Origin of the sequence: Demequina aurantiaca (genome assembly GCF_000975135.1) — a bacterium.
Taxonomy (GTDB): Bacteria; Actinomycetota; Actinomycetes; order Actinomycetales; family Demequinaceae; genus Demequina; species Demequina aurantiaca.
The window spans coordinates 1,542,108-1,565,184 of sequence record NZ_BBRF01000001.1; the positions used below are offsets into that span (position 1 = coordinate 1,542,108).

The 23,077-nt window shown below is 65.4% G+C and carries 20 protein-coding genes; 13 read left to right on the plus strand and 7 right to left on the minus strand.

Annotated features, from left to right (window positions below; genetic code table 11):
• The first annotated feature begins 25 nt into the window (after window positions 1-25).
• Window positions 26-706 carry a hypothetical protein gene (locus tag AOP73_RS06995; protein WP_152650565.1) on the plus strand — a complete coding sequence of 227 codons (681 nt, stop codon included), beginning with the start codon at window positions 26-28 and terminating at the stop codon, window positions 704-706.
• A gap of 130 nt (window positions 707-836) precedes the next feature.
• A complete protein-coding gene (tig, locus tag AOP73_RS07000; protein WP_061964170.1) occupies window positions 837-2,165 on the plus strand; it encodes a trigger factor in 1,329 nt (442 codons plus the stop codon).
• Between the two features lie 105 nt (window positions 2,166-2,270).
• Here tig and AOP73_RS07005 read toward each other — a convergent pair whose 3' ends face one another.
• On the minus strand, window positions 2,271-2,756 hold the full coding sequence (locus AOP73_RS07005) for a hypothetical protein (RefSeq protein WP_061964172.1): 486 nt from the start codon (window positions 2,754-2,756) through the stop codon (window positions 2,271-2,273).
• Between the two features lie 289 nt (window positions 2,757-3,045).
• Between AOP73_RS07005 and AOP73_RS07010 the strand changes: the two genes are divergently transcribed.
• Together AOP73_RS07010 and AOP73_RS07015 are read left to right on the plus strand one after the other, a co-directional pair.
• Window positions 3,046-3,624, plus strand: a complete 579-nt coding sequence (locus AOP73_RS07010) for an ATP-dependent Clp protease proteolytic subunit (protein WP_061964930.1) — start codon at window positions 3,046-3,048, stop codon at window positions 3,622-3,624.
• A gap of 17 nt (window positions 3,625-3,641) precedes the next feature.
• The gene (locus AOP73_RS07015; RefSeq protein WP_236683557.1) at window positions 3,642-4,322 is read left to right on the plus strand and encodes an ATP-dependent Clp protease proteolytic subunit; all 681 of its coding nucleotides are present in this window, start codon (window positions 3,642-3,644) and stop codon (window positions 4,320-4,322) included.
• Between the two features lie 118 nt (window positions 4,323-4,440).
• Here AOP73_RS07015 and AOP73_RS07020 read toward each other — a convergent pair whose 3' ends face one another.
• Window positions 4,441-6,810: an ATP-binding cassette domain-containing protein gene (locus AOP73_RS07020; RefSeq protein WP_061964176.1), complete on the minus strand. Its 2,370-nt coding sequence runs from the start codon at window positions 6,808-6,810 to the stop codon at window positions 4,441-4,443.
• A gap of 245 nt (window positions 6,811-7,055) precedes the next feature.
• On the opposite strand from AOP73_RS07020, the gene clpX reads away from it, so the two are divergent.
• Window positions 7,056-8,315: an ATP-dependent Clp protease ATP-binding subunit ClpX gene (gene clpX, locus AOP73_RS07025; protein ID WP_061964178.1), complete on the plus strand. Its 1,260-nt coding sequence runs from the start codon at window positions 7,056-7,058 to the stop codon at window positions 8,313-8,315.
• A gap of 260 nt (window positions 8,316-8,575) precedes the next feature.
• Window positions 8,576-9,511, plus strand: a complete 936-nt coding sequence (locus tag AOP73_RS11765) for a DUF559 domain-containing protein (protein ID WP_084626622.1) — start codon at window positions 8,576-8,578, stop codon at window positions 9,509-9,511.
• A 142-nt stretch (window positions 9,512-9,653) separates the two neighbouring features.
• On the opposite strand, the gene valS is transcribed toward AOP73_RS11765, so the two are convergent.
• The 3 genes from valS to AOP73_RS07045 all read right to left on the minus strand — a co-directional run bounded on the left by valS (window position 9,654) and on the right by AOP73_RS07045 (window position 14,229).
• On the minus strand, window positions 9,654-12,464 hold the full coding sequence (valS, locus tag AOP73_RS07035; protein WP_084626623.1) for a valine--tRNA ligase: 2,811 nt from the start codon (window positions 12,462-12,464) through the stop codon (window positions 9,654-9,656).
• Between the two features lie 189 nt (window positions 12,465-12,653).
• Entirely contained in the window at window positions 12,654-13,556 is a 903-nt protein-coding gene (locus AOP73_RS07040) for an anti-sigma factor (RefSeq protein ID WP_061964182.1), read from the minus strand.
• Between the two features lie 4 nt (window positions 13,557-13,560).
• Window positions 13,561-14,229 carry a sigma-70 family RNA polymerase sigma factor gene (locus AOP73_RS07045; protein WP_236683524.1) on the minus strand — a complete coding sequence of 223 codons (669 nt, stop codon included), beginning with the start codon at window positions 14,227-14,229 and terminating at the stop codon, window positions 13,561-13,563.
• Window positions 14,230-14,525: 296 nt separating this feature from the next.
• Between AOP73_RS07045 and AOP73_RS07050 the strand changes: the two genes are divergently transcribed.
• The 3 genes from AOP73_RS07050 to AOP73_RS07060 all read left to right on the plus strand — a co-directional run bounded on the left by AOP73_RS07050 (window position 14,526) and on the right by AOP73_RS07060 (window position 16,176).
• Window positions 14,526-14,942, plus strand: a complete 417-nt coding sequence (locus tag AOP73_RS07050) for a carboxymuconolactone decarboxylase family protein (RefSeq protein WP_152650566.1) — start codon at window positions 14,526-14,528, stop codon at window positions 14,940-14,942.
• A gap of 64 nt (window positions 14,943-15,006) precedes the next feature.
• On the plus strand, window positions 15,007-15,390 hold the full coding sequence (locus tag AOP73_RS07055; RefSeq protein ID WP_061964186.1) for a phage holin family protein: 384 nt from the start codon (window positions 15,007-15,009) through the stop codon (window positions 15,388-15,390).
• Between the two features lie 18 nt (window positions 15,391-15,408).
• A complete protein-coding gene (locus tag AOP73_RS07060; RefSeq protein WP_152650567.1) occupies window positions 15,409-16,176 on the plus strand; it encodes a CPBP family intramembrane glutamic endopeptidase in 768 nt (255 codons plus the stop codon).
• Here AOP73_RS07060 and AOP73_RS07065 read toward each other — a convergent pair.
• Both AOP73_RS07065 and AOP73_RS07070 read right to left on the minus strand, forming a co-directional pair.
• Window positions 16,173-17,522, minus strand: a complete 1,350-nt coding sequence (locus AOP73_RS07065; protein ID WP_061964190.1) for a hypothetical protein — start codon at window positions 17,520-17,522, stop codon at window positions 16,173-16,175. The two genes, AOP73_RS07060 and AOP73_RS07065, sit on opposite strands and share 4 nt — an antisense overlap.
• A 142-nt stretch (window positions 17,523-17,664) precedes the next feature.
• Entirely contained in the window at window positions 17,665-19,290 is a 1,626-nt protein-coding gene (locus tag AOP73_RS07070; protein ID WP_061964192.1) for a cation:proton antiporter domain-containing protein, read from the minus strand.
• 134 nt (window positions 19,291-19,424) lie between these two features.
• Here AOP73_RS07070 and AOP73_RS07075 point away from each other — a divergent pair, with 134 nt between their 5' ends.
• The 4 genes from AOP73_RS07075 to AOP73_RS07090 are packed head-to-tail and all read left to right on the plus strand — an operon-like array spanning window position 19,425 to window position 23,058.
• Window positions 19,425-20,078 carry a biliverdin-producing heme oxygenase gene (locus tag AOP73_RS07075; protein ID WP_061964194.1) on the plus strand — a complete coding sequence of 218 codons (654 nt, stop codon included), beginning with the start codon at window positions 19,425-19,427 and terminating at the stop codon, window positions 20,076-20,078.
• Window positions 20,079-20,093: 15 nt separating this feature from the next.
• Window positions 20,094-21,221 carry a heme/hemin ABC transporter substrate-binding protein gene (locus tag AOP73_RS07080; RefSeq protein ID WP_061964196.1) on the plus strand — a complete coding sequence of 376 codons (1,128 nt, stop codon included), beginning with the start codon at window positions 20,094-20,096 and terminating at the stop codon, window positions 21,219-21,221.
• Window positions 21,218-22,261: a FecCD family ABC transporter permease gene (locus tag AOP73_RS07085; protein ID WP_061964198.1), complete on the plus strand. Its 1,044-nt coding sequence runs from the start codon at window positions 21,218-21,220 to the stop codon at window positions 22,259-22,261. Before AOP73_RS07080 ends, AOP73_RS07085 begins: the two co-directional genes overlap by 4 nt.
• Window positions 22,258-23,058: a heme ABC transporter ATP-binding protein gene (locus AOP73_RS07090; RefSeq protein WP_084626733.1), complete on the plus strand. Its 801-nt coding sequence runs from the start codon at window positions 22,258-22,260 to the stop codon at window positions 23,056-23,058. The genes AOP73_RS07085 and AOP73_RS07090 overlap by 4 nt, the downstream gene beginning before the upstream one ends.
• The last annotated feature ends 19 nt before the right edge of the window (window positions 23,059-23,077 follow it).

Consider the following 23,077-nt stretch of genomic DNA (forward strand, 5'->3'; position numbering starts at 1 on the left):
GACTGTGAAGCAATCCAATAGGCGCGTGAATGCAAAGAGTCGGATCGCAGCCATACTCGCGATGGGATTAAGCCTCGCAGTCGCTGCGGGTGGCGCCGCCTCCGCGGTGCCGGTCCTTGACCACGATGCGCAGTTAGACGGCTCTACGGCGACTGTGCAGGTGGCGGCAGGCTCGGACGGCGCGGGGAGGGCAGTGTCAATCCTCGTCTTCGGCGTAGACGCTGACCGGACCTCGCCCCGTGAGACCAGCATCGTCTTTGTAGACGAGGCAACCCTTAATGCGGCTGGAGCCCTGGAGTTCGTGATGGAGCTCCCCCAGGCAGATTTGGAGGGCTATGTTCTGTCGCTCGCGGTGAGCGGTGCCGAGCCGTACCTGAAGCTCCTGAACCCGGACGGAGTGCTGCCGCCCGTAGGCGAGACCGACGGCAATGCTGGAACGCCTGGCGACGGAAATGGCGAGCCAGGAAGCAGTGATGGTTCCGACCTTGACCCCGACGCGGGCACTGGCAGCGCCGGTTCCAACGGAGGCGTCAGCGAGGCTGGGCAAACCGGCCCGGCCACCACCCAAGGTGGGGGGCCAGTGAGCGGTGAGCTCAGTTCAACCGGCGGCACGGTGGCCTTCTGGCTGGTGGTGGTGGCAGCTCTCGCTCTCACTATTGGATTGATATTGCGCATGGTCGCTCGGCACCGGACTCAGGTCAATTGAGCCGTACTGCGATGAATGCCACCCCCCGATTGGGGACGCACGCTTATAACCGGTAGAATTGCCGGGTTGCTCTGCCGCGGGAAACCCTCGTGTATGGCTGAGCCTTCTTCCAGCACCCAGGAGTACGTCAGTGACCAGCGCCTTCGAGACCATCGACGCCACGACCGTCAAAGTAACGGTTAACCTCACCGAGGAGGACCTCGCGCCCGCCCTCAAGCACGCCTATGAGCACATTGGCGAGCAGGTGCAGATTCCCGGCTTCCGTAAGGGCAAGGTGCCCGCAAAGATTCTTGAGCAGCGCGTAGGCAAGGGTGCCGTCATTGAGCACGCCGTCAACGACGGTCTGCCCGGCTGGTACTCCGAGGCCGTCCAGGAGCTTGAGCTGCGCCCCTTCGGCCAGCCCGAGGTCGACGTCACCAAGATCCCCGGCTCCGTTGAGGGAGACGAGGGACTGGAGTTCACCGCCATCGTGGAGATCCGCCCCGAGGTCAAGCTTCCCGCCGCTGACACGCTGACCCTTGAGGTCGAGCCCATCGAGGTCAGCGACGCTGACGTCGACGAGCGCGTTGACGCACTGCGCGAGCGCTTCGGTTCGCTCGTCACGGTTGACCGCCCTGCGGCCAACGACGACTTCGTCACCATCGACCTGTCCGCCAAGGTTGACGGCGCGGACGTCGACGCCGTTCAGGGCACGTCCTACCAGGTCGGTTCGGGCAACATGCTCGAGGGCCTGGACGACGCGCTGCTCGGACTCAGCGCAGACGAGGAGACCACGTACGAGGGTCCCCTCGCCGCAGGCGACCAGGCCGGCCAGGACGCCGTAATCACCGTCAAGGTGACCGCCGTCAAGACTCGCGAGCTCCCCGAGGTGGACGACGACTTCGCCCAGCTCGCGTCCGAGTTCGACACGGTTGCAGAGCTCCGTGAGGACCTCAAGGAGCAGGCCGCCAAGATCAAGACCAACAACCAGGCCGTCGAGGCACGCGAGAAGCTGCTTGAAGCACTCATCGCCGCCACCGACTTCGAGCTCCCCAAGAAGGTCATCGAGGCAGAGGTGCACAGCCACCTCGAGAACGAGAACCGCCTTGAGGACGACGAGCACCGTGCCGAGGTCACCGAGGAAGCTCACAAGGCACTGCGCGCGCAGATCCTCCTCGACCAGCTTGGCGAGGACCTCGAGATCGAGGTTCAGCAGAACGAGCTCCTCGACTACCTGCTCAATGCTTCGCGTCAGTACAACATGGACCCCAACGAGTTCATCCAGCAGGTCGAGCAGGGTGGCCAGATTCCGGCCATCGTGTCCGAGGTTGCTCGCTCGAAGGCCACCGCGTACGCCCTGCGTCGCGCGACCATCAAGGACACCGCCGGCGCCGAGGTCGACCTCAGTGGCGTCATCGGCTCCATAGAGGACGAGACTGCGGAAGCCGATGCAGCAGCCGAGGGCGCTCCGATCGCCTAGTTTCTTCGCGGCTACCGCCTGGTCACAGGCAGGGCCGCACACGCAAAGAAGGGCGACACCCCACTGGGTGCCGCCCTTCTTTGCGTTACGCCGTGTGGTGGGGCGTTACGAGACGGTGGGGTTCGTGAAGATAATCCAGGCCGCGAAGACCGCCGTGGCCACGCCGAACGCGAGGCCGATGGTCGCGGGAATGCGGCCCACGGGGACCTCGCCGCTCTTAAACATGGCGATTGAGCGACGCAGCCCAATGAACGACACGACGATCGCGACGAGCGACATGACGCCGTAGGGGTTGATGATCAGCGAGCCGACACCGGCGAGCATGCCGATCTGAGCCATCGCGTTGCGCGGAGGCGGGGCGGGGGCGTCGTCTCCGTCCGCGTCCTCGGCTTCCGCGGGAGGCAGGATGGTCTGCTCGACGCTGGAGTCAGCGTCGGGGAAGTGGTTGCTGCGTTCGTTGTACTCCGCGGCCCTCGACTCGGCACTCGGGGCACCATCGACTACCTTGCCGTCGATGATCATCGGCTCGGAGCTGGGGGTGAGGTTCTCGGAATCCGAGCTGTCAGGTGTGGTGTTGTTGGGCGTAGCCATGGGTGCCTTTCCCGAGGCCAGGGCCTCACGGGGGTCGATTGGGTGCTGAGTTAAGCCTACGTGGTCGTCTAACACGTTGACTAATAGGCTACCCAGCGCCATGGTGGGGCCTATTGGGGTGCCCACCCCGGCATCGGCGCAAAAACGTTCACCCCGTAGCGAAACCAGGCCCAAATGGGCATCGGACGGGGGGTGGGTCGCGTTACTGTCTCACAAGACGCTCTATAGGAGGACACACGTGAACGACAACACGTCACAAGAGATCACCGCGAGGGGTGACGGGGCCGGGATGGCTCTGAACGACTCGATCTTCAACCGGTTGCTGCGCGAGCGCATCATCTGGCTCGGGGACGAGGTTCGCGACGACAACGCGAACGCGATCTGCGCGCAGCTCATGCTGCTGGCCGCGGAGGACCCCGACAAGGACATCTACCTTTACATCAACAGCCCCGGCGGCTCGATCACCGCTGGCATGGCGATCTACGACACGATGCAGTACATCAAGCCCGACGTCGCCACCGTGGCGATGGGTATGGCGGCATCGATGGGGCAGTTCCTGCTCGCGTCCGGTGCCAAGGGCAAGCGCTTTGCGACGCCCCACGCCCGCGTGCTGATGCACCAGCCGTCCGGCGGCATCTACGGCACGACGACCGACGTCCGCATCGGTGCCGAGCTCATCATGCACATGAAGAAGACGCTGTCGGCACTGACCGCAGAGCAGACCGGCAAGACCGTCGAGCAGATCACCAAGGACGCGGACCACGACCGCTGGTTCACGGCCCAGGAAGCACTCGAATACGGATTCATCGACGGCGTCATCACGCACGCGGCCGATGCTGGCGACTCGTCGCAGGGAGGCAAGAAGTGACCAACGAATACCAGGCCATTCAGGCTGCGGGTCGCACCGCTGGCGACTTTGGCGGAGCGGCACCCGCCGGCCCCTCATCGCGCTACATCCTGCCTACCTTCGAGGAGCGCACGGCCTACGGCTTCAAGCGCCAGGACCCCTACGCGAAGCTGTTCGAGGACCGCATCATCTTCCTCGGCGTGCAGATCGACGACGCCTCCGCGGACGACGTCATGGCGCAGCTGCTGGTGCTCGAGTCCCAGGACCCCGAGCGCGACATCACGCTGTACATCAACAGCCCTGGTGGCTCGCAGACCGCGTTGACCGCGATCTACGACACGATGCAGTACATCAAGCCGCAGATCCAGACCGTGTGCCTCGGCCAGGCCGCCTCGGCAGCTGCCGTGCTGCTCGCCGCCGGACACCCGGGCAAGCGCCTCGCGCTACCCAACGCGTCCGTGATGATTCACCAGCCTCGCATTGAGGGTGGCTCGCGCGCACAGGCCTCGGACATCGAGATCTACGCCGAGCAGATGATTCGCATGCGCGAGTGGCTCGAGGACACCCTCGCGTTCCACACGGGTCAGGAGTCGTCCAAGATCCGCGAGGACATCGAGCGCGACCGCTTCCTGACCGCAGCCGAGGCCAAGGAGTACGGCCTCGTCGACCAGGTTCTGGAGAGCCGCAAGGTCAAGGCAGTCGAGGGCATCGAATCTTAAGACTTACTCAATAGGGCAGGGCGGTTCGGGCTTCGGCCCGGACCGCCCTTTCTCTTTCCAAGCCGATGCCGTGACGGGGCTGCGCGCTCGGGTGACCGTGGCATCGGCCGTGTGGGCGTTACTTCTTGACGTAGGCGGCCAGGTGCTGGCCGGTGAGCGTCGAGGCGTCCTTGACGAGGTCCGCGGGCGTGCCTTCGAAGACCACGGTGCCGCCGTCGTGGCCAGCGCCGGGGCCCAGGTCGATGATCCAGTCGGCGTGCGCCATCACCGCCTGGTGGTGCTCGATCACGATGACCGACTTGCCGGAGTCGACGAGGCGATCGAGCAGGCCAAGCAGCTGGTCCACGTCCGCGAGGTGCAGGCCGGTGGTGGGCTCGTCGAGGATGTAGACGCCACCCTTCTCGGACATGTGGGTGGCGAGTTTGAGGCGCTGACGCTCGCCGCCGGACAGGGTCGTGAGGGGCTGGCCCAGCTTGATGTAGCCGAGGCCGACGTCGTGCAGACGCTTGAGAATGGTGTGGGCGGCGGGGGTCTTGGCATCCGGTTCCTGGAAGAACTGCTCCGCCTGCGCGACGGACATGCCGAGCACCTCGGAGATGTTCTTACCGCCAAACGTGTACTCGAGTACCGCGGCCTGGAACCGCTTGCCCTCGCACTCCTCGCAGCGTGTCTCCATGGTGGCCATGACGCCGAGGTCGGTGTAGATCACGCCGGCGCCATTGCACACTGGGCACGCGCCCTCCGAGTTAGAGCTGAACAGGGCGGGCTTGACCCCGTTGGCCTTGGCGAAGGACTTGCGGATGGGGTCGAGCAGGCCGGTGTACGTCGCGGGGTTGGAGCGCCGCGAGCCCTTGATGGCGCCCTGGTCGATGGCGACGACGTCGTCCTGTGCGGCGATGGAGCCGTGGATGAGCGAGCTCTTGCCGGAGCCGGCCACACCGGTGATGACGGTGAGGACGCCCAGGGGGACGTCGACGTCGACGTCCTGGAGGTTGTTCGAGTTGGCGCCGCGAATCTCGATGGCGCCCGTGGGCTTGCGGACAGATTCTTTGGTGTCGGCGGCGTCGTCCAGGTGGCGGCCGGTGATGGTGTCCGAGGCTCGCAGTCCGTCCACGGAGCCCTCAAAGCAGATCTCGCCGCCGTCCGTACCGGCGCCGGGGCCGATGTCCACGACATGGTCGGCTATCGCGATGGTCTCCGGCTTGTGCTCCACCACCAGGACGGTGTTGCCCTTGTCGCGCAGGCGCAGTAGCAGGGCATTCATGCGCTCGATGTCGTGCGGGTGCAGCCCGGCGGTGGGTTCGTCGAACACGTAGGTGACGTCCGTGAGTGAGGACCCCAGGTGGCGGATCATCTTGGTGCGTTGCGCCTCGCCACCGGACAACGTGCTCGCCGGGCGATTCAGGGAGAGGTAACCGAGCCCAATCTCAACAAAGGAATCCAAAAGCTCCTGGAGCGTGACGAGCAGGGGAGCCACGGCATCGTCCGTAATGGTGCGCACCCAATCGGCGAGGTCGGTGATCTGCATGGCGCACGCATCGGCGATGTTGGTGTCGTTGATCTTTGACGATCGCGCGCCCTCGTTGAGGCGGCTGCCGTCGCACTCGGGGCAGGTCTGGAAGGTCACGGCACGGTCGACGAACGTGCGGATATGCGGTTGCATCGCGTCGCGGTCCTTGGACAGCATGGACTTCTGGATCTTGGGGATCAGGCCCTCGTAGGTGAGGTTGATGCCGCCGATCTTGATCTTGGTGGGCTCCCTGTATAGGAAGTCGTTGAGTTGCTTCTTGGTGAAGGCGCCGATGGGCTTGTCCGCGGGGAAGAAACCGGACTCGGAGTAGAGGCGGACGGCCCAGCCATCGGCGGTGTAGCCGGGAATGGTGATGGCGCCATCTGCCAGGGACTTCTGATCGTCGTAGAGTTCCGCGAGATCGATGTCGGTGACCTCGCCCATGCCATCGCAGCGCGGACACATGCCTCCCGTGACGGAGAAACTGGACCGTTCTTTGACTGTCCTGCCCGACTTTTCCGTGGTGAATGCTCCGCCACCGGACATCGATGCGACGTTGAAGGAGAAGGCCTGCGCGGAGCCGATGTGCGGCTCACCCAGGCGGGAGAAGAGGATGCGAAGCATGGCGTTGGCGTCCGTCGCGGTGCCGACCGTGGAGCGCGAGTTGGCGCCCATGCGCTCCTGGTCGACGATGATCGCGGTGGTAAGGCCCTCGAGGGAGTCCACGTCCGGGCGGGCGAGGGTGGGCATGAAGCCCTGCAAGAACGCGCTGTAGGTCTCGTTGATGAGGCGCTGCGAGTCCGCGGCGATGGTCTTGAAGACAAGAGAGCTCTTGCCGGAGCCGGACACGCCAGTAAATACAGTGAGCCGGCGCTTGGGGATCTCCAGATCCACGTTCTTGAGGTTGTTCTCGCGGGCGCCGCGGACTCGGATCAGGTCGTGAGAGTCTGCCGTGTGCTGGCCTAAAGTGGCGGTCATGGGATCTCCGTCCGGATGCGTTGCGCGTGGTCTTGTGCCTACTGGAAACTTACCCGAATGGGGAGGTACATGGGGAGGTGGGCGGCGCATCGGCCGGCGTTGGGCCCATCCAAAGGGGCGCGGGTTCCGAATCTGTGATGTGTCTCGCCTGAAACGTAGCGGCGAGTCGGCAGGCGCGTGTCAGGGGGCATCTGTAGCCTGGTAAAGATGGCGCTGCAGCTGAGGGCGCGAAAGGAGCTTTTCCGATGACTCGTCCCACCGACACAGGTGACCTTCTGAAGTGCACGTTCTGCGGCAAGACTCAGAAGCAGGTCAAGAAACTCATCGCGGGCCCCAACGTCTATATCTGCGACGAATGCATCGAACTGTGCAACGAGATCCTCGAGGAGGAGCTTGCCGAGGCGGTCGAGGCAGAATTCACCGACTTGCCCAAGCCACGCGAGATCTTCGACTTCCTGGGCCAATACATCATCGGTCAGGACCAGGCCAAGCGCGCGCTGTCCGTCGCGGTGTACAACCACTACAAGCGTGTGCGCGCAGGTGAGGCTAAGGCCACCGAGGACGGCGTGGACATCGCTAAGTCCAACGTGCTGTTTATTGGCCCCACCGGAACCGGTAAGACCTATCTCGCGCAGACGCTGGCCCGCATGCTCAACGTGCCGTTCGCCATCGCCGACGCCACCGCGCTGACCGAGGCGGGCTACGTGGGTGAGGATGTCGAGAACATCCTGCTCAAGCTGCTGCAGGCCGCCGACTACGACGTCGAGAAGGCTCAGCGCGGCATCATTTACATTGACGAGATCGACAAGGTCGCGCGCAAGGCGGAGAACCCGTCCATCACACGCGACGTTTCCGGTGAGGGTGTCCAGCAGGCGCTGCTCAAGATTCTCGAGGGAGCGACGGCCTCCGTTCCGCCGCAGGGTGGGCGCAAGCACCCCCACCAGGAATTCATCCAGATCGACACCACCAACGTGCTGTTCATCCTGGGAGGCGCGTTCGCCGGCCTCGAGGAGATCATCTCGTCGCGCGTGGGTCGCAAGGGAATTGGGTTCGGTGCCTCGCTGAAGGAGGCCGACAACTCGGATCTGTTCTCCCACGTAACGCCGGCCGACCTGCACAAGTTCGGCCTGATCCCCGAGTTCATCGGCCGCATGCCCGTGATCGCGACCGTCTCGCCGCTCGACGTGGACGCCATGGTGGGGATTCTCACCGAGCCCAAGAACGCCCTGGTCAAGCAGTACCAGCGCATGTTCGAGTTGGACGACGTCGAGTTGGAGTTCGACGAGGGAGCCGTTGCGGCTATTGCCGAGCAGGCGCTCGAGCGCGGCACGGGTGCGCGTGGGCTACGTGCCATCCTCGAAGAGGTCCTGCAGGACACCATGTTCGAGGTCCCCGGCGGAGACATCGGCAGCGTGCTAGTCACGCGCGACGTGGTGCTCAACCGCGTGACCCCGGCCTTCGTGGCTCGCTCGGTGGAGCAGATAGAAGAATCAGGCGCCGCCTAGTTCCGCCTGCCTAGTTCCGCTTGCCTAGTTCTGCCCGGCGGGGTTCGCCCCACCCCCAACCCGCTACCTCGGCCCCACCCCTCAACCCGCTATTGGTCCGATTTCGCACGCTCTCAGCGGTCTCTGCGCGCTGTTGGTCCGATATGACACGAGATCTGTCGTCCGCGAGACTGATGTGCACATCGTGCACGTGCATTGCGCCTGTCCACAGGTTGGAGCCTTGACGCGCCGAATGCCGTTGTCAGTACTGCACTGGGTTGATGGTCACTTTGCGAGCACTCAACATCCCTACACCGGGCCAAGACTTGGCGACCTGGCTCCGGGCAACCTGGCAGGCGTACAGCGCCGCCGAGTTGGAAGCGATCTTCAGCCGCAGACAGTTGCGGGCGGGTCTGGAGGCCGGCCATGTCACGCGACTTGCACCGAATGTCTACGCCGGATCAACTCACGCAGCGTCCTTCCAGACGCGCGTGGATGCGGCCATCTTATGGGCAGGGCCGTCGAGTGCCGTTGGCGGGCTGGCAGCTCTCTATCTGCATGGCGTACTGGATCAGGAACCACCGCGGATCGAGGTGGTGGTGTGGCATGAACGACGCATGCGTGCGCGTCCCGGGTGGGTGCGAGTGAGGCGAGTGACTTACGACGCGCCAGTTCAGCACGTAGGGCGTTGGTCGGTGGTGCCAACCGAGATCGCGATTTGCCAAGGCTTTGGTGAGTGCGCTCCTGACGTAGGGGTCAGCGTGGTGGCGCGTTCGATGGCGACCGGAAGAGCGAGCTCGACCGCGATTGTCGAGGCCGTTGATACCTTGCCGAGAGTGAAAGGCCGTCGGGCATTGCTGCGCACGGTTGCTCAGTGTGCTGCGGGGGCTGAGAGCTATCTTGAGTGGCACGCGGCCCAAAGAGTTTTTGTAGGCAAGCCCTTCGATCGGCTTGTCAGGCAGCATCGAGTCGTTGCACACGGCAGGGAGTATCGGCTCGATATGTACGACCAGGAGACGCGCGTCGCAGTCGAGACGGATGGCGCTTCATTCCACTCTGGAACGGACCTCTGGCAACGCGACCTACGCCGCGATGCGGACCTGGCATCACTCGGAATTCAGACGGTGCGCTTTAGCTATCGGGACCTGCACGACAGACCGCAGTGGTGCCGTGAACGTCTACTTGCGATTCTCGCCAGCCGTAGTCCTGCTGCCTAGGCTCGCCACGTGCTGGATCGGACCAATAGGGCGCACGGAGGCCCCAAAACGTGCGAGATCGGACCAATAGGAGACCCAGACCCTGCCCCAACTCCAGACCCAGACCGCTAGGGAGGCTCGGTGGCGGGGGAGTTGGCTGAGGCTAGTCCTGGACTAGTTCCGCGTTCTCCGTACGCATCACGGTGGTGTCCGCAATCTCGTCGGGGCTACCATCCTCCGGTTGCATGCCATCCACGCCGGGCTCCAGCGCGGTGACCGCGTCGATGACCTGCATGGCACGGACCCGACCGGCGGCCATGAGATCTGGCTTGGCGGCGTTGACCGCAGCAACTTGAGCCGCAGGCACCAGCAGATCCACCGAGGCAATCTCGGTGCGCTGTGACACCTTGGCCTCGGACTTGATCTTGCGCAGTGTCGCCAGGGCGGCGCCGGCAATCGAGATGAGTTTGGGGTCGGGAGCGCCAGCGGAGTGCGTGGCGCCGGCCGCGTCACTCAGGGGCTCCGCGACGGGCCACGGAGCACGGTGCACCGAACCCTCGCGCCACCACGACCACACCTCATCGGTCGCGAAGGGCAGGACGGGGGCGAACAGGCGCAGGAACGTCTCGAGCGCGATGGTCAATGCCGCTCGTGCCGAGGCCGCCTCACGCGAGCAGTCCGCGTAGGGATCGATGGCCTCGCCAGGAGCCGCGCCGTCGTACGCGCGCGCCTTGACCAGTTCCAGGTAGTCGTCACAGAAGGTCCAGAAGTACGTCTCCGCAACTTCGAGCGCCTTGGTGTGGTCGTACGCGGTGAGCGCCTTGGTTGAGGCGTCAACCACCTCGGCCAGGCCGGCGAGCATGGCGCGGTCCAGCGGTTCAGTCACGATGCCGGGCACAGCGTCGTTGGCCGCGTCACCCGAGCCGCGCAGGGCGCCCCCGGTCACGTGAGCCGCGGCCTCAACGCCGGCCTCAAGGGATGAGTCAGCGGCGGTCGAAATTCCCGTCGCGCCCAGCACGAACTTGGAGGCGTTCAGCACCTTCATCGCGAGGCGACGGCCGATCTTCATCATGCCGGTGTCGAACGCCGCGTCCGTGCCCAAGCGAGCCGAGGCCGCCCAGTAGCGGACAGCATCGGAGCCGTGCTCCTCGAGCAGCCCCATGGGGGTGACGACGTTGCCCTTGGACTTGGACATCTTCTTGCGGTCGGGGTCCAGGATCCAGCCTGAGATGGCCGCGTGTTTCCACGGCAACTCGCCGTGCTCGAGGTGCGAGCGCACCACGGTGGAGAAGAGCCATGTGCGGATGATGTCCTGGCCCTGAGGGCGCAGGTCCATGGGGAAGGTCTTCGCGAACAGCTCTGGGTTGTCGCGCCAGCCGCACACGATCTGAGGGGTGAGCGAAGACGTCGCCCACGTGTCCATGATGTCCTTCTCGCCAGTGAAGCCGTTGGGCTGGTCACGCTGCGACTCGTCGAAGCCTGCGGGCACGTCGGCCTGCGGGTCCACGGGAAGCATGTCCTCGGAAGGAGCCAGGGGCGAGTTGAAGTCGGGGTTGCCGTCGCCGTCGACGCGGTACCAGACGGGGATGGGCACACCAAAGAAACGCTGACGCGAAATCAGCCAGTCTCCGGTCAGTCCCTTGACCCAGTTCTCGTAGCGCACGCGCATGAAGTCGGGAACGAAGTCGACGTTCTTGCCGGCCGCGACCAGCTCGGCGTTGAGGTCTGCATCGCGGCCGCCGTTGCGGATATACCACTGGCGGGTGGTGACGATCTCGAGCGGCTTGTCGCCCTTCTCGAAGAACTTCACCGGGTGGCTGATCTTGCGCGGCTCGCCCTCGATCAGGTCCGCCTCGGTGAGCATCTCGATAATGCGAGCCTTCGCGGAGAAGACGGTCTTTCCGGCGAGTTCCGCGTAGGCGGCCGTGGCTGCGGGCGTCTCAAGCCCCTGAGGAGGCTCGGACACGAATCGCCCGTCCCAACCCATCACCGGCCGCGTCGGCAACTGCAATTCGCGCCACCAGGTGACGTCGGTGATGTCGCCAAACGTACAGATCATCGCGATGCCGGAGCCCTTGTCGGGCGAGGCCAGGTGGTGCGCCAGCACCGGCACCTCGACATCGAACAGCGGGGTACGCACGTGCTTGCCGAAGAGTGGCTTGTAGCGTTCGTCATCGGGGTGCGCGACCAGGGCGACGCATGCGGGGAGCAGTTCGGGGCGAGTCGTCTCGATGTACACCGAATCGAACGAGCCGGTGGCCTCCTCAGCATCGGCCGCCTTCTCGAATGCAAGGCGGTGATACGCACCTGGCTGCTCGCGGTCCTCGAGCTCGGCCTGCGCCACGGCGGTGCGGAAGGTCACGTCCCACAGGGTGGGTGCCTCGGCCTGGTATGCCTCGCCGCGGGAGAGCGAACGTAGGAAGGCCTGCTGCGCGACGGCCTGCGAGGACGGTGAGATGGTCTGGTAGGTCAGTGACCAGTCCACGGACACACCCAGGTGGCGCCACAGCGCCTCGAACTGCTTCTCGTCCTCCTCGGTCAGCCGCTCGCACAGCTCAATAAAGTTGCGGCGCGAGATGGGCTGCTGGTCCGCGGCGCGCACGGACTTACCGTCCCCGCCGTCGTGCGGGGGCACAAAGCCCTCCTGGTACGCGAGGGTCGGGTCGCATCGGACGCCGTAGTAGTTCTGGACGCGGCGCTCGGTGGGCAGGCCGTTGTCGTCCCAGCCCATCGGGTAGAACACCTCTTTGCCCTGCATGCGCTGGAAGCGCGCGATCACGTCAGTGTGCGTGTAGCTGAAGACGTGGCCGACGTGGAGCGAGCCCGAGACGGTCGGCGGGGGAGTGTCGATCGAGTACACCTGCTCGCGCGTCACGTCATCGTTGAAGCGGTAGGTGCCCTGGGATTCCCAGGCCGCGTTCCAGCGGTCCTCGAGTCCGTCGACGGTGGCCTTTTCCGGAATACGCGAAGTCATGGGGTCATTCTTTCAGACGTCGGCCGATGCGCCTACCGGCCTGGCTACTTGGGTCGCGGTGGGAATCGGACCAGCAGGGCGCCCCGACCCCTCATAAGCGTGCGAAATCGGACCAATACGGGGAGGGGCAGTGGGGAGTGGGGAGGGGCAGTGGGGAGCTGGGCGGCAGGGGAGCTGGGCGGGAGCCAGTTAGAGCTCGGCTGCCGCGATGGGGTCCGTGGTGGGCTGCAGTGAGCCACCGTCGGGCTCCACGGACACCGCGATCGCGGTCACGCTGGACATGTCGGCCAGCACCGCGGTCTCAAAGTCGCCGGCCTCGAAGGTGGGGCCAGCGGAGATCGTGCCATCCGTGTTCACCATCCACAGTTGGTACTCCTCGCCCGTGGGCAGGTCTGGTGCCGTGCCAGTGGCCGCGAAGCCGCCGGCCTCGTCGGAGACGGTGATCTGCGCATCGCCTACGCCGAGGTCGATGACGCGTGCGTCGGGAGCCGTGAGCACCGCGTCGATCGCCGCAATGTTGGAGTCGGGCGATCCGTTCGAGACCAGGAAGCCGATTCCCACCGCAGCCACCGCAACGGTGGCCGCCGCAGTGGCGAGCATCATGGTCAATCGCGAGCGCCGGCCAACGGGGTCGGCGTGCGTGCGCTCCCCGGAGGTCTTGGGGCTATCGGCAGAGACGGCGCGGTCAAAGGACACCACGTTCGCGCTCTGCGCGGAGGTGTCGTTGATCTCGGCCTCGACGCGGGGAAGGTCTGCGGTGTTGCCGTCGCTGACGGGAGCGCCGCCCACGGTCGCGCCATCGAGATGGTCGACGTCGTCGGAGGTGACGCCGGATGTCGACGACGGAGAGGCAACCTGAGGGGTCAGCGCAATCTGCGCGCCGATGCGGTCGGCGAGGCCGGCCGGGGCCTGGACCTGGTCGTCGGCATCGTCTGCAAGTGCGTCGAGCACGTCGCCAAAGCTGGCGAGCTCCTCGCGGCACTGGGCGCACTCGTCGAGGTGGGCCTCGAACGTGACGCGCTCGGCGTCGTCGATGGCGTTGAGCGCGTACGCGCCAACCAGGTCGTGGATGGACTCCTGTGAATCGTTCATGGCTCTACACCTCCTCCAATGCGTCGCGCAGTTTGGTCAATGCGTCTCTGATGCGGGTCTTTGCTGTGCCCAGCGGAATGCCGAGCTGTTCTGACACTTCCACGTGCGTTTGCCCCTGGTAAAAGGCAAGTTCTACCGCCTCGCGTTGCTTGTCGCTCAGCGTGGCTACCGCGGTTCGAACACGTGCGTTCTGGAACTCGGCGAAGTCACGCTCAACGACGGCGTCCTGCTCGGCCGGTGTGGCCTCGCGCTCGGCGACGGCCGCCTCGGCCTCCATCTGCTGGCGCTGACGCTGCTCCCGGCGAACGCGATCCACGGCGCGCCGGTGGGCGATAGTCAGTACCCACGACTTTGCGGAGCCCCGGCTCGGTTCAAACGTAGGAGCCTTGCGCCACGCCTCGACGAGGGCCTCCTGAGCGATGTCCTCGGCCATGCCTGGGTCTCGCACCACGCGCAATGCCAGGCGATACACCTGGTTGAGCATGGTCGTGTACACGCCCTCGAAAGCCTGGGCGGAGCCACGACCGGAGGCGACCAGGAGGTCGTCAAGGCGCTGCGCCGATGCGGGATCCGGTGCGTGTCGCGAAACCGTGGGCGGGCTGTCGGGAACAGCGCGCAGGTGCTGGCTGGGTTCCATGCCCACCTTTCGGTACTCGAGAACGGCGACACTCATCGCGTGTCACCTATCCAAGCACCCCGGGGGCCCAGATCCAACCTTTCGGACATGGCGGCGATTCGTGTTGCTCGTGCCAGGGGTCCGTCGTCCCCGCGATTCGGGGGCCTGCGGCCATGAGGATTGCTCATGATCAGGCTCCTTTCACGCGGCCGATGCGGTCGCGGGCTTCCGCGGCCGGGTGCCCCCGCCCCACACTCGGGGGCATTGAGTGTGAGGCGAGGTACGTGAATGATTCGTGCGCCGGGGGCGGTCGGATTGGTTGAAAAGTCAGAAGTTCTTGTTAGCCTCAACCAGTGAGCGAAGCGACAATGCGACCCCAGTTCCTCAAAGCCATGGAAAGCCTCGACGCGCGCATCGGCAAGGGCGTCGAACCGCGGGTCCGCGAGATGGTGAGACTGCGGTGTTCCTACATCAACGGCTGCGCGTATTGCATCCGCCTGCACTCCGAGCAGCTCGCCTCACTTGGTGCGAGCACGCACCTGATCAGCGCGCTTGCACGCCCGGTCAAGCTCATGCGCGATGACCTGGTCAGCCCGGCCGAGGCCGCGGCGCTGCGCTTCGCGGAGGTGCTGACCGACTACCCGCGCGGGCTGGAGATCGAGACTCGCGACGAGGCCGGCAAGTATTTCGATGCCGAGGCCCTGGGCTCCCTCGTGGAGATCATCGCGGTGGTGAATGCCTGGAACCGCGTGACGCGCGGCAGCGAGTAACCGCATCGCTCATCAAGTAGTCATGAACCTGCGGTGATACGTCAGCAGGGGTAGTCTCCACTGCATGATTAGATTCCTCATCCGTGCCGCCATCTTCGTGGGGTCGGCCGCGCTCGCCGTATGGGTGACGTCGCTCATTGTCGACGGTTTCGAGGTCACCTTCGAGGGCCTGGTCTTTGTCGCGATCATCTTCGCGGTGCTCCAGGCGCTGTTGGCGCCGCTCATTCTTAAGGCCGCGCGCAAGTACGCGGACGGGTTCATTGGCTTGGTGGGGGTGGTCTCCACCTTCGTGGCGCTGTTGCTCACCGACCTGTTCCTCGAGGGCCTCAGCATCAGCGGCATCGTCGCGTGGGTGTTTGCCACGCTGCTGGTGTGGGCCATCACGGCGCTCGCGGCCTGGCTGCTGCCTAAGTTCCTGCTCAAGGACCAAGCGCAGAAGCGCACGTAGCCCGTGACACTCACGTCGATGCGCGTACAGCCTCGGGCCTGGATCCCGATTGCTCTCTTCGTCACGTATGTGGGTGTGGTTTTCACGCTGTGGAAGATCAACGACGTCGACTACCTGGCCATCTCGGACTCCGCGGCCACCATTCGGGATGCCCTGATTGTTCCCATTGGCGCCGGTGCCGTCTTGCTCGTGGTGGCGACGACCTACCTGGGGTGGTGGAAGCCCGCCATGGTGGAGGGGCGCACCGCGCCCAAGTGGATGATCGCACTTCCCCTTCTCCTACTCCTGCCCATCGGTTTTAGCCTGGTGGCCACGGACTGGGGCAACGTCGGGTCGGACCTGTTACTCAACCTCGCCGTCGGCGTCCTGCTGGTGGGATTCTCCGAGGAATTGGTGACCAGGGGAGTGATGCTCGTCGGCCTGCGCGCACGCTTTGGCGAGCGCCTCGTGTGGCTCATCTCAACGGTGCTTTTTTCCCTGTTGCACGCGATTAACGCGTTCGTGGGCCAAGGAGTGAGCGCCACCATCTCTCAGATGGTGATCGTGTTCTTCCTCGGCTCGGCGTTCTATGTCACCCGGCGTGTGACCGGTTCGCTGATCTGGGCCATGCTGCTGCACGCCGCGTGGGATTTTTCCTCGTTTGCGTACGAGGCGTCGGACAGCGACCTCGCAAATGTTGGAGGGCTCGTCACCCTCCCCCTGGTGGGGTTGACCGTCGTCGCGGTGATCGTCCTGCTGGCGAGGCCCTACCCGGGTAAGGCCTCGCCTGGAAGCGTCGCGCGCTAGGACTTTGCGCGGGCCCGGAAGGCGTGCACAAAGCCCAGCGTGACACCGATGAACCAGAACACGGCCATCGCAATCGCGGCCCAATCCTCCATCTGGGCCGGCGGAAGGTTGTCGCTCGGCCAGCCCACCTGGTCAAAGAAGGCGTCGTTGAGCAGCGAGTGGTCGACCAGCATCCATGCCAGCAGGCCGTAGATCCCGGTCAGCAACGCGAGGTTGCCGAAGGCGGCGCGCATGGCCCAATAGCCACGCACGTGGCGGCCGATGGCGACCAGTGCATTGATCCCCAGCAACACCACCACTGCACTCCACGCGAGGGGCCAGTGGTCGGGGTTCAAGAACGTCACCGGTTCGCCCTGGTCCGAGAAGAGCGAGGGGTCGAGCTGCTGCAGGATGATGGCGGTCGCGACCACCAGGGACATGACCACTGCGAAGGCCGTCTGCGAGGTGGAGATGACCGTGCGTGCGGGCGTCGGTAGGCGGTCGATAGTCCAGTCCGCGCTCGAGACCTCGGAGCGATGGCGAGCCACCCGCTCCGCGATGGCAAAGCCCAGCGTGACCCACATTGCCGCGTAGACCGCGGCGGTGAGGGCGACGGCCAAGCCGTGCTCGATCATCGGCCGTAGTTCCGCGTTCTCCTGTGCGGTGGAGACCATTGCCAGCGCGGCGGACACCGGGATGACCATCGCGAGGGCCCACAGCAGTATGCGCTTGTAGTCGACGTAGAAGCGGGCGCCCACCAGGACCTTGGGTCGGTGGGTCATGGCCGCTGCGACCTGCTCGGGATCTCCCATCTCCTCGAGGACATCCACCTCGATGTCGCTCTTGGTGATCCCCTCCTCACCCAGCAACTGGTCGTGGCGGTGCTCGATCTCGTCCTCGATGGCCGCGCGCAGGGCCGGCTCGGCGAACTCTCGCTGCGCCACCGGAACCAGCCCGAGCGTGACCGCGACGTAGCGCTCCGTCAGGGGAGCCGATGCTGGGGCCGGCGCTGGCTCGCTTTCCTCCTCCGCCGTAGTGACGGTTTCAGGGGCGGGTTCAGCCACGGGTTGAGTCACGGGTTCGGCGACGGGGCCGGGAGTCCCGGCGGCGCGTGACGGCATGGGTGCAGGAGTCGCGGCGACAGGCGCGGGGGAGGAGCCGTCCGCAGCGGGGGACTGCGACACCGTGGGTGTCGCCTGCGTGGTGGGGCGGTACTCGAAGTCGTTGTCAGGGACATTGAACTGCGGTCCCGTGGGCGAGTGCGACTCCACCGGCTGCCCCGGCGTGCCGGTTTCCTCTGGAGTGCTGCCGTCGCGAGGGGTGTCGCTGTCCTCGTGGGGTCCTGCGGGCGTCGAGGGGTCGGTCATGCGTGTTGCCTTTCACTACGTGCGCCCCACGGGTGGGACGCCGGCTCGGCTCAAATGCGGCCAGGGTTCGACGTCGAATCTACGTCATTGCCGAGGTCGCTCCTTCGCCTACTCTGACTGATTTGGCGAGTGCGCGCGAACGCTAGTGTGTGGCGTCGTGGGGCAGGGCCGCCTGCTGCACGATGAGATCGGCGACTTCGTGGACTCCCACGAGGACCTGCGAGGCGCCCAATTCGGTGAGGTAGGCGATGTCGACGTCGCGGTGGCCGCGGGCTAGGATGACGGCCTCGGGTCGCAGCGCTCGCGCCTTGGACACGACGGCGCCGGCGTTGAGGGGATCGGGAATGGCCACGACCACCATCCGTGCCTCGTCGATGCCGGCCGCGTGCAACACCTTGGATCGCACGCCGTTGCCGAGGATTGCCTCGCGCCCCTCGTCGCGCATGACCTTGACGCGGTTCTCGTTGTCATCGACCACGACGACGGGGATGTCGCGCTCCCACAGCCCGGCGGCCACCCGAGATCCCACGCGCCCAAACCCGACCACGATCACGTGTCCGCGTCCCTCGTATTCGCGGGGGGCGGCATCGTCCGCCTCGGAGGCCCGGTAGGCGCGCGACGCCCACGCGAACAGGAACGGATTGATGACGATCGAGACGATGGCGCCTGCGAGCACCAGATCGCCGGCATCGCCCGGCAGGATCTCGTACTCGGTGCCCAGCGTGACGAGAATGAAGGAGAACTCGCCGATCTGCGCGAGGGACGCCGCGACCACCAGCGACATCCGCCGCGAGTACTTGAGGACGCGCACGACCAGGTACGCGATGGCGAACTTGCCGCCCACAATGACCAGCACCGTGGCGAGTAGCGCGAGCGGTTGCTCGATGAACACGGCGGGGTCCACGAGCATGCCGACCGAGACAAAGAACAGCACGGCGAATGCGTCGCGCAGGGGCAGAGAATCCTCGGCGGCGCGCTGCGACAGCTCGGACTCGCGCAGGATCATGCCGGCGAAGAACGCGCCGAGGGCAAAGGAGACGTCGAACATCCACGCCGCGCCCACGGCGACGCCAATGCCGAGGGCGAGGACGGCGAGAGTGAACAATTCACGCGAGCCGGTGTCCGCGACCTTGGCCAGCAACCAAGGGATGACGCGGCGACCCACGACGACCATGAGAGCGACGAACGCGCCCACCTTGAGGCCGGTGATGGCCAACTCCTTGGTCAATTCCAGCGGACCCACGGCATCGGCTGCGACGACGGGGATGATGACGAGCGCGATGACCATCGCGAGGTCCTCGACGATCAGCCAGCCGATCGCGATGTGTCCCGCGCGGGTGTCGAGAAGTTGGCGGTCCTCGAGCGCTCGCAGCATGACGACGGTCGATGCGACGGACAGGGCGAGGCCGAACAGCAGGGCGGCACCGAGGCTCCAGCCTAGGAAAAGGCCCAGACCGGTTCCGGCGGCGGACGCGACGAGCATCTGGATGAGAGCACCAGGGAGGGCGACCTTGCGGACGGCGAGGAGTTCCTTGAAGGAGAAGTGCAGGCCAACGCCGAACATCAGCAGGATGACGCCAATCTCGGACAGTTGCATCGCGATCTCGGGGTCGCCCACGAAGCCGGGAGTGAAGGGGCCGATGGCCATTCCTGCGGCGAGGTATCCGACGATGGGGGACAGGCGCAGTTTCTGCGCAATCAGGCCAAGAATGAAAGCGGCGCCAAGTCCCGCCGCGATGGTGGTCAGCAGGGGCGCATGGTGCAACATTTGCTGATTCTACCGGACGCAGATTTCCTGGGCGTTGCCGATCTCGACACGGTGATACCAAGGGATTTAGCCAGGATTTCGGCTCATGAATTTAGGGAACTGTACTCTTACGTAATTAAGGTAAGGTAACCCTTATGACGACCATTGAAGCCGCCGTACAAGCCTCCGCCCCCGGCATTGCCGAGCGTGTCCGCAACGCCACTGCGATGGAGCACAAGGACACCGAGTCGCGCTCGTTCATCACGCAGTTGATGAGTGGTGAACTGTCGCTTGATCACTATGTGACCTATCTCGCTCAGTACGCGTATGTGTACCGAGCCCTCGAGTCCCGGGCGGCCCAGCCCGGCGACCCCGCCTTCGTAAACGACCCCGCGCTCAACCGCGCGGCGAGCATCGAGTCCGACCTCGCCGCGTTGGGTGCCCCAGACTGGGAGAGCGCGCACCCAGCACTTCCAGCCACGGCCGCGTACGTTGCGCGCTTGCATCAGATTGGGAGCGACGACCTGCCGTGCTACGTCGCGCACCACTACACCCGGTACCTGGGCGACATGTCCGGCGGCCAGGCAATCTCCAAGCTCGTGGCACGTCACTACGGCGCTACGGCGGACCAGCTCGCGTTCTACGACTTTGCCGACGTCCCCAGCACCGTTCAGTACAAGCGGGACTACCGCGACCAGCTTGATGCGCTGCCCTTCAGTGAGGATCAGATCGATGCGATGATCGCCGAGGCGAAGAGTGCGTTCGTCTACAACGGCGACATCTTTAACGCCCTAGGCGCCTCCGCGTAGTCCTGTAGCCGCTTCGTGTCCCCGAACGTTTCTCGACTCTCGCGCCACAAGGCGGGGATCGTTGCTGCAGCTGTCGCGCTGGCCCTCGCCGGCTGCGCTCAGGCCGCGCCGGACGTGACCGTCGACCGAGCATCGGGCGCCGTCACACAGGCGTTACAGCCCCTCGACCAGGTCCAGGCGCTCGCGGACCCAGCCGCATACGAGGGTCCGACCACGGCGTCGATACCCGACGCGGACATTGATCCCATCGACCTGACCTTGACTCAGGTCTTGCCCGCGACGGTCACATCGCGAGAACGCGACGGGGATATTCAGGTCACAGTCGAGGACACGTCCCGGGTCATCGCGATGGACATCTCCGGGTCGATCGCGGGCACCGTGTATGGCCTTGGCTTTGGCGACACTCTCGTGGCGCGAGACGTGTCGACCGAGTTCCTCAGTGCCGTGAATCTGCCCATCGCGACGGCGGCAAGCCACACCATTAACCCCGAGGCAGTGCTCGAGTTCAACCCTACGGTTGTGATTACCGACGGCAGCATTGGCCCGTCCGACTCCTTCCAGCAGCTGCGCGACGCGGGCATCACTGTCGTGTACGTCGACAACGATCCGTCATTTGCAGGAGCGCAGGAGATGGCGCGCCAGGTGGGCGCCGTCTTTGGGGCGGACGATGCTGGGGAGGCGTTGGCCCAGCGCATCGGTTCCGAAGTGGCGGAGGTGCAGGCGCAGATTGATGAGATCGCGCCACCCGACGCAGACAGGCTCAGGATTGCGTTCCTCTACCTCCGCGGTAGCTCTGGGGTGTACTACCTCTTTGGCGACGAGTCCGGCGCCGACCAGCTCATCGACGCGCTTGGCGGTGTCGACGCGGGTGGGGACGCGGGAATCGAGGGCATGATGCCACTCACCGATGAAGCCATGTTGGCGGCGGATCCCGACGTGATCATGGTGATGTCGCACGGTCTCGAATCCGTGGGCGGCGTGGATGGTCTCTTGGCCGCCAAGCCCGCGATCGCGCTCACGAGCGCCGGCCAGCATCGCCGCTTCGTCGAGATGGCAGACGGCGACATTCTGTCCTTTGGGCCGCGATCGGCTCAGATCGTTGGCGCGCTGGCGCGTGCGATCTACGCGCCGGATAGCGAGTGAGCCGGTTGCATAGGCGGCACGTCGCCGTCGTCGTCATACTTGTCGCCGTGCTGATCGGCGGTGTCCTATTGAGTGCGGTCGTGGGTCAGCTCACGATGTCGCCGACCGACGTGGTCGGGACTGTCCTGCAGAGCATGGGCATCCATACGTCGTGGGCGCCCGCCGACGATGTGACCGTGCAAGCGCTCTGGCAAATTCGCTTCCCTCGGATTGCGATGTCGCTGCTGGTGGGGGCAGCGCTCGCGGTCGCCGGGGCCGTCATGCAGGCCATCTTTGGCAATCCCCTTGCCGAGCCAGGCGTGGTGGGAGTGTCCTCGGGTGCAGCCCTGGGCGCGGCGGTCGCCATCGTCACCGGCTTCACCCTGGGTGGAGCCACCGGGATCGCGCTACTCGCCTTTGTGGGTGGCCTGGGCGCCACGCTGCTCGTGTACTTCATGGCGCGGTCCAATGGGCGTACTGAGGTGGTGACCCTCCTGCTCACAGGCATCGCCATCAACGCCTTCGCGGGTGCCGGGCTGGCAATGCTGCTGTTTGTGGGCGACACCGCCTCGCGCGAGCAGATCGTGTTTTGGCAACTGGGCACCATGAATGGGTCGCGCTGGAACGAAGTTGCTGTGGTGGCTGTCGTCACGGTGCTGGGCACGGCGGCGGCGTTGTACCTCGCTAAGCAGTACGACCTGCTGTCGCTGGGCGAGCGCACCGCGGGACACCTGGGAGTGCGCGTCGAGCGTCTGCGCATCGTGTCGATCGTGGTGGTCGCGGTGCTCACCGCAGGCGCCGTCGCGTTCGTTGGAATCATCGCGTTCGTGGGTCTCGTGATTCCGCACCTGATGCGCATGCTGCTGGGGCCCGCCCACCGTGGGCTGATTCTGACATCGTGCCTGGGCGGTGCCGCCCTGCTGGTCTACTCGGACGTGCTGGCACGCACACTTGTGACGGGAGCCGACCTGCCCATCGGCTTGCTTACCTCCCTCATCGGTGGACCGTTCTTCTTTTACCTCCTGCGCTCCGCGCGGACCAAGGCCGGGGGGTGGGCATGAGTTCTGCCAGTCGCATGGACACTTCGGTGCCTGCGCTTCGCGCCGCAGACGTCAGCGTCGAACTGGGCCACAAGGCCATTCTGAGCGGTGTCACGGTAGAGGTGCAGCACGGTGAAGTTCTCGCACTCGTGGGCCCCAACGGTGCGGGCAAGTCCACGCTGCTCAGCGTGCTCACCGGCGACCGGGCCGCGGGGCAGGGGCGCGTCCAGGTCGACGGCGAGGATCTTGCGCACTGGCACCACGGTGATCTAGCGCGCCGCCGCGCGGTGCTGACGCAGGAGAATCAAGTGTCGTTCCCGTTCACGGTGCGCGACGTCGTTGCGATGGGCCGCGCTCCCTGGCAAGGCAGGCCCGAGGCCGATGGCGACGAAGTGGCGGTGGACGCCGCATTGGCGGCGACAGATGTCGCCCACCTGTCCGAGAGGTCCTTCCCCTCGCTGTCTGGGGGCGAGAAGGCGCGCGTCTCGCTCGCTCGAGTCCTCGCGCAGCAAACGGACATCGTGTTGCTCGACGAACCCACCGCTGCGCTTGACCTGCGTCACCAAGAGGACGTCATGGGTATTGCGCGCGAACGGGCGTCGGCCGGGTGCGCCGTCGTGGTGGTGCTGCACGACCTGAGCCTCGCCGCAGCGTACGCGGACAGCATCGCGATCCTCGACGGGGGAGAGCTGGCGGCGTTCGGTGTTCCCTCCGACGTCATGACCGCGGAGCTGCTCGAGCGCGTCTATGGCATCGCGGTTCGGGTTCTCGACGACCCCGTTGGCGGCTCGCCCGTCATCGTGCCCGTGCGGCGTTGAACGACTTCTCCGACGGGTC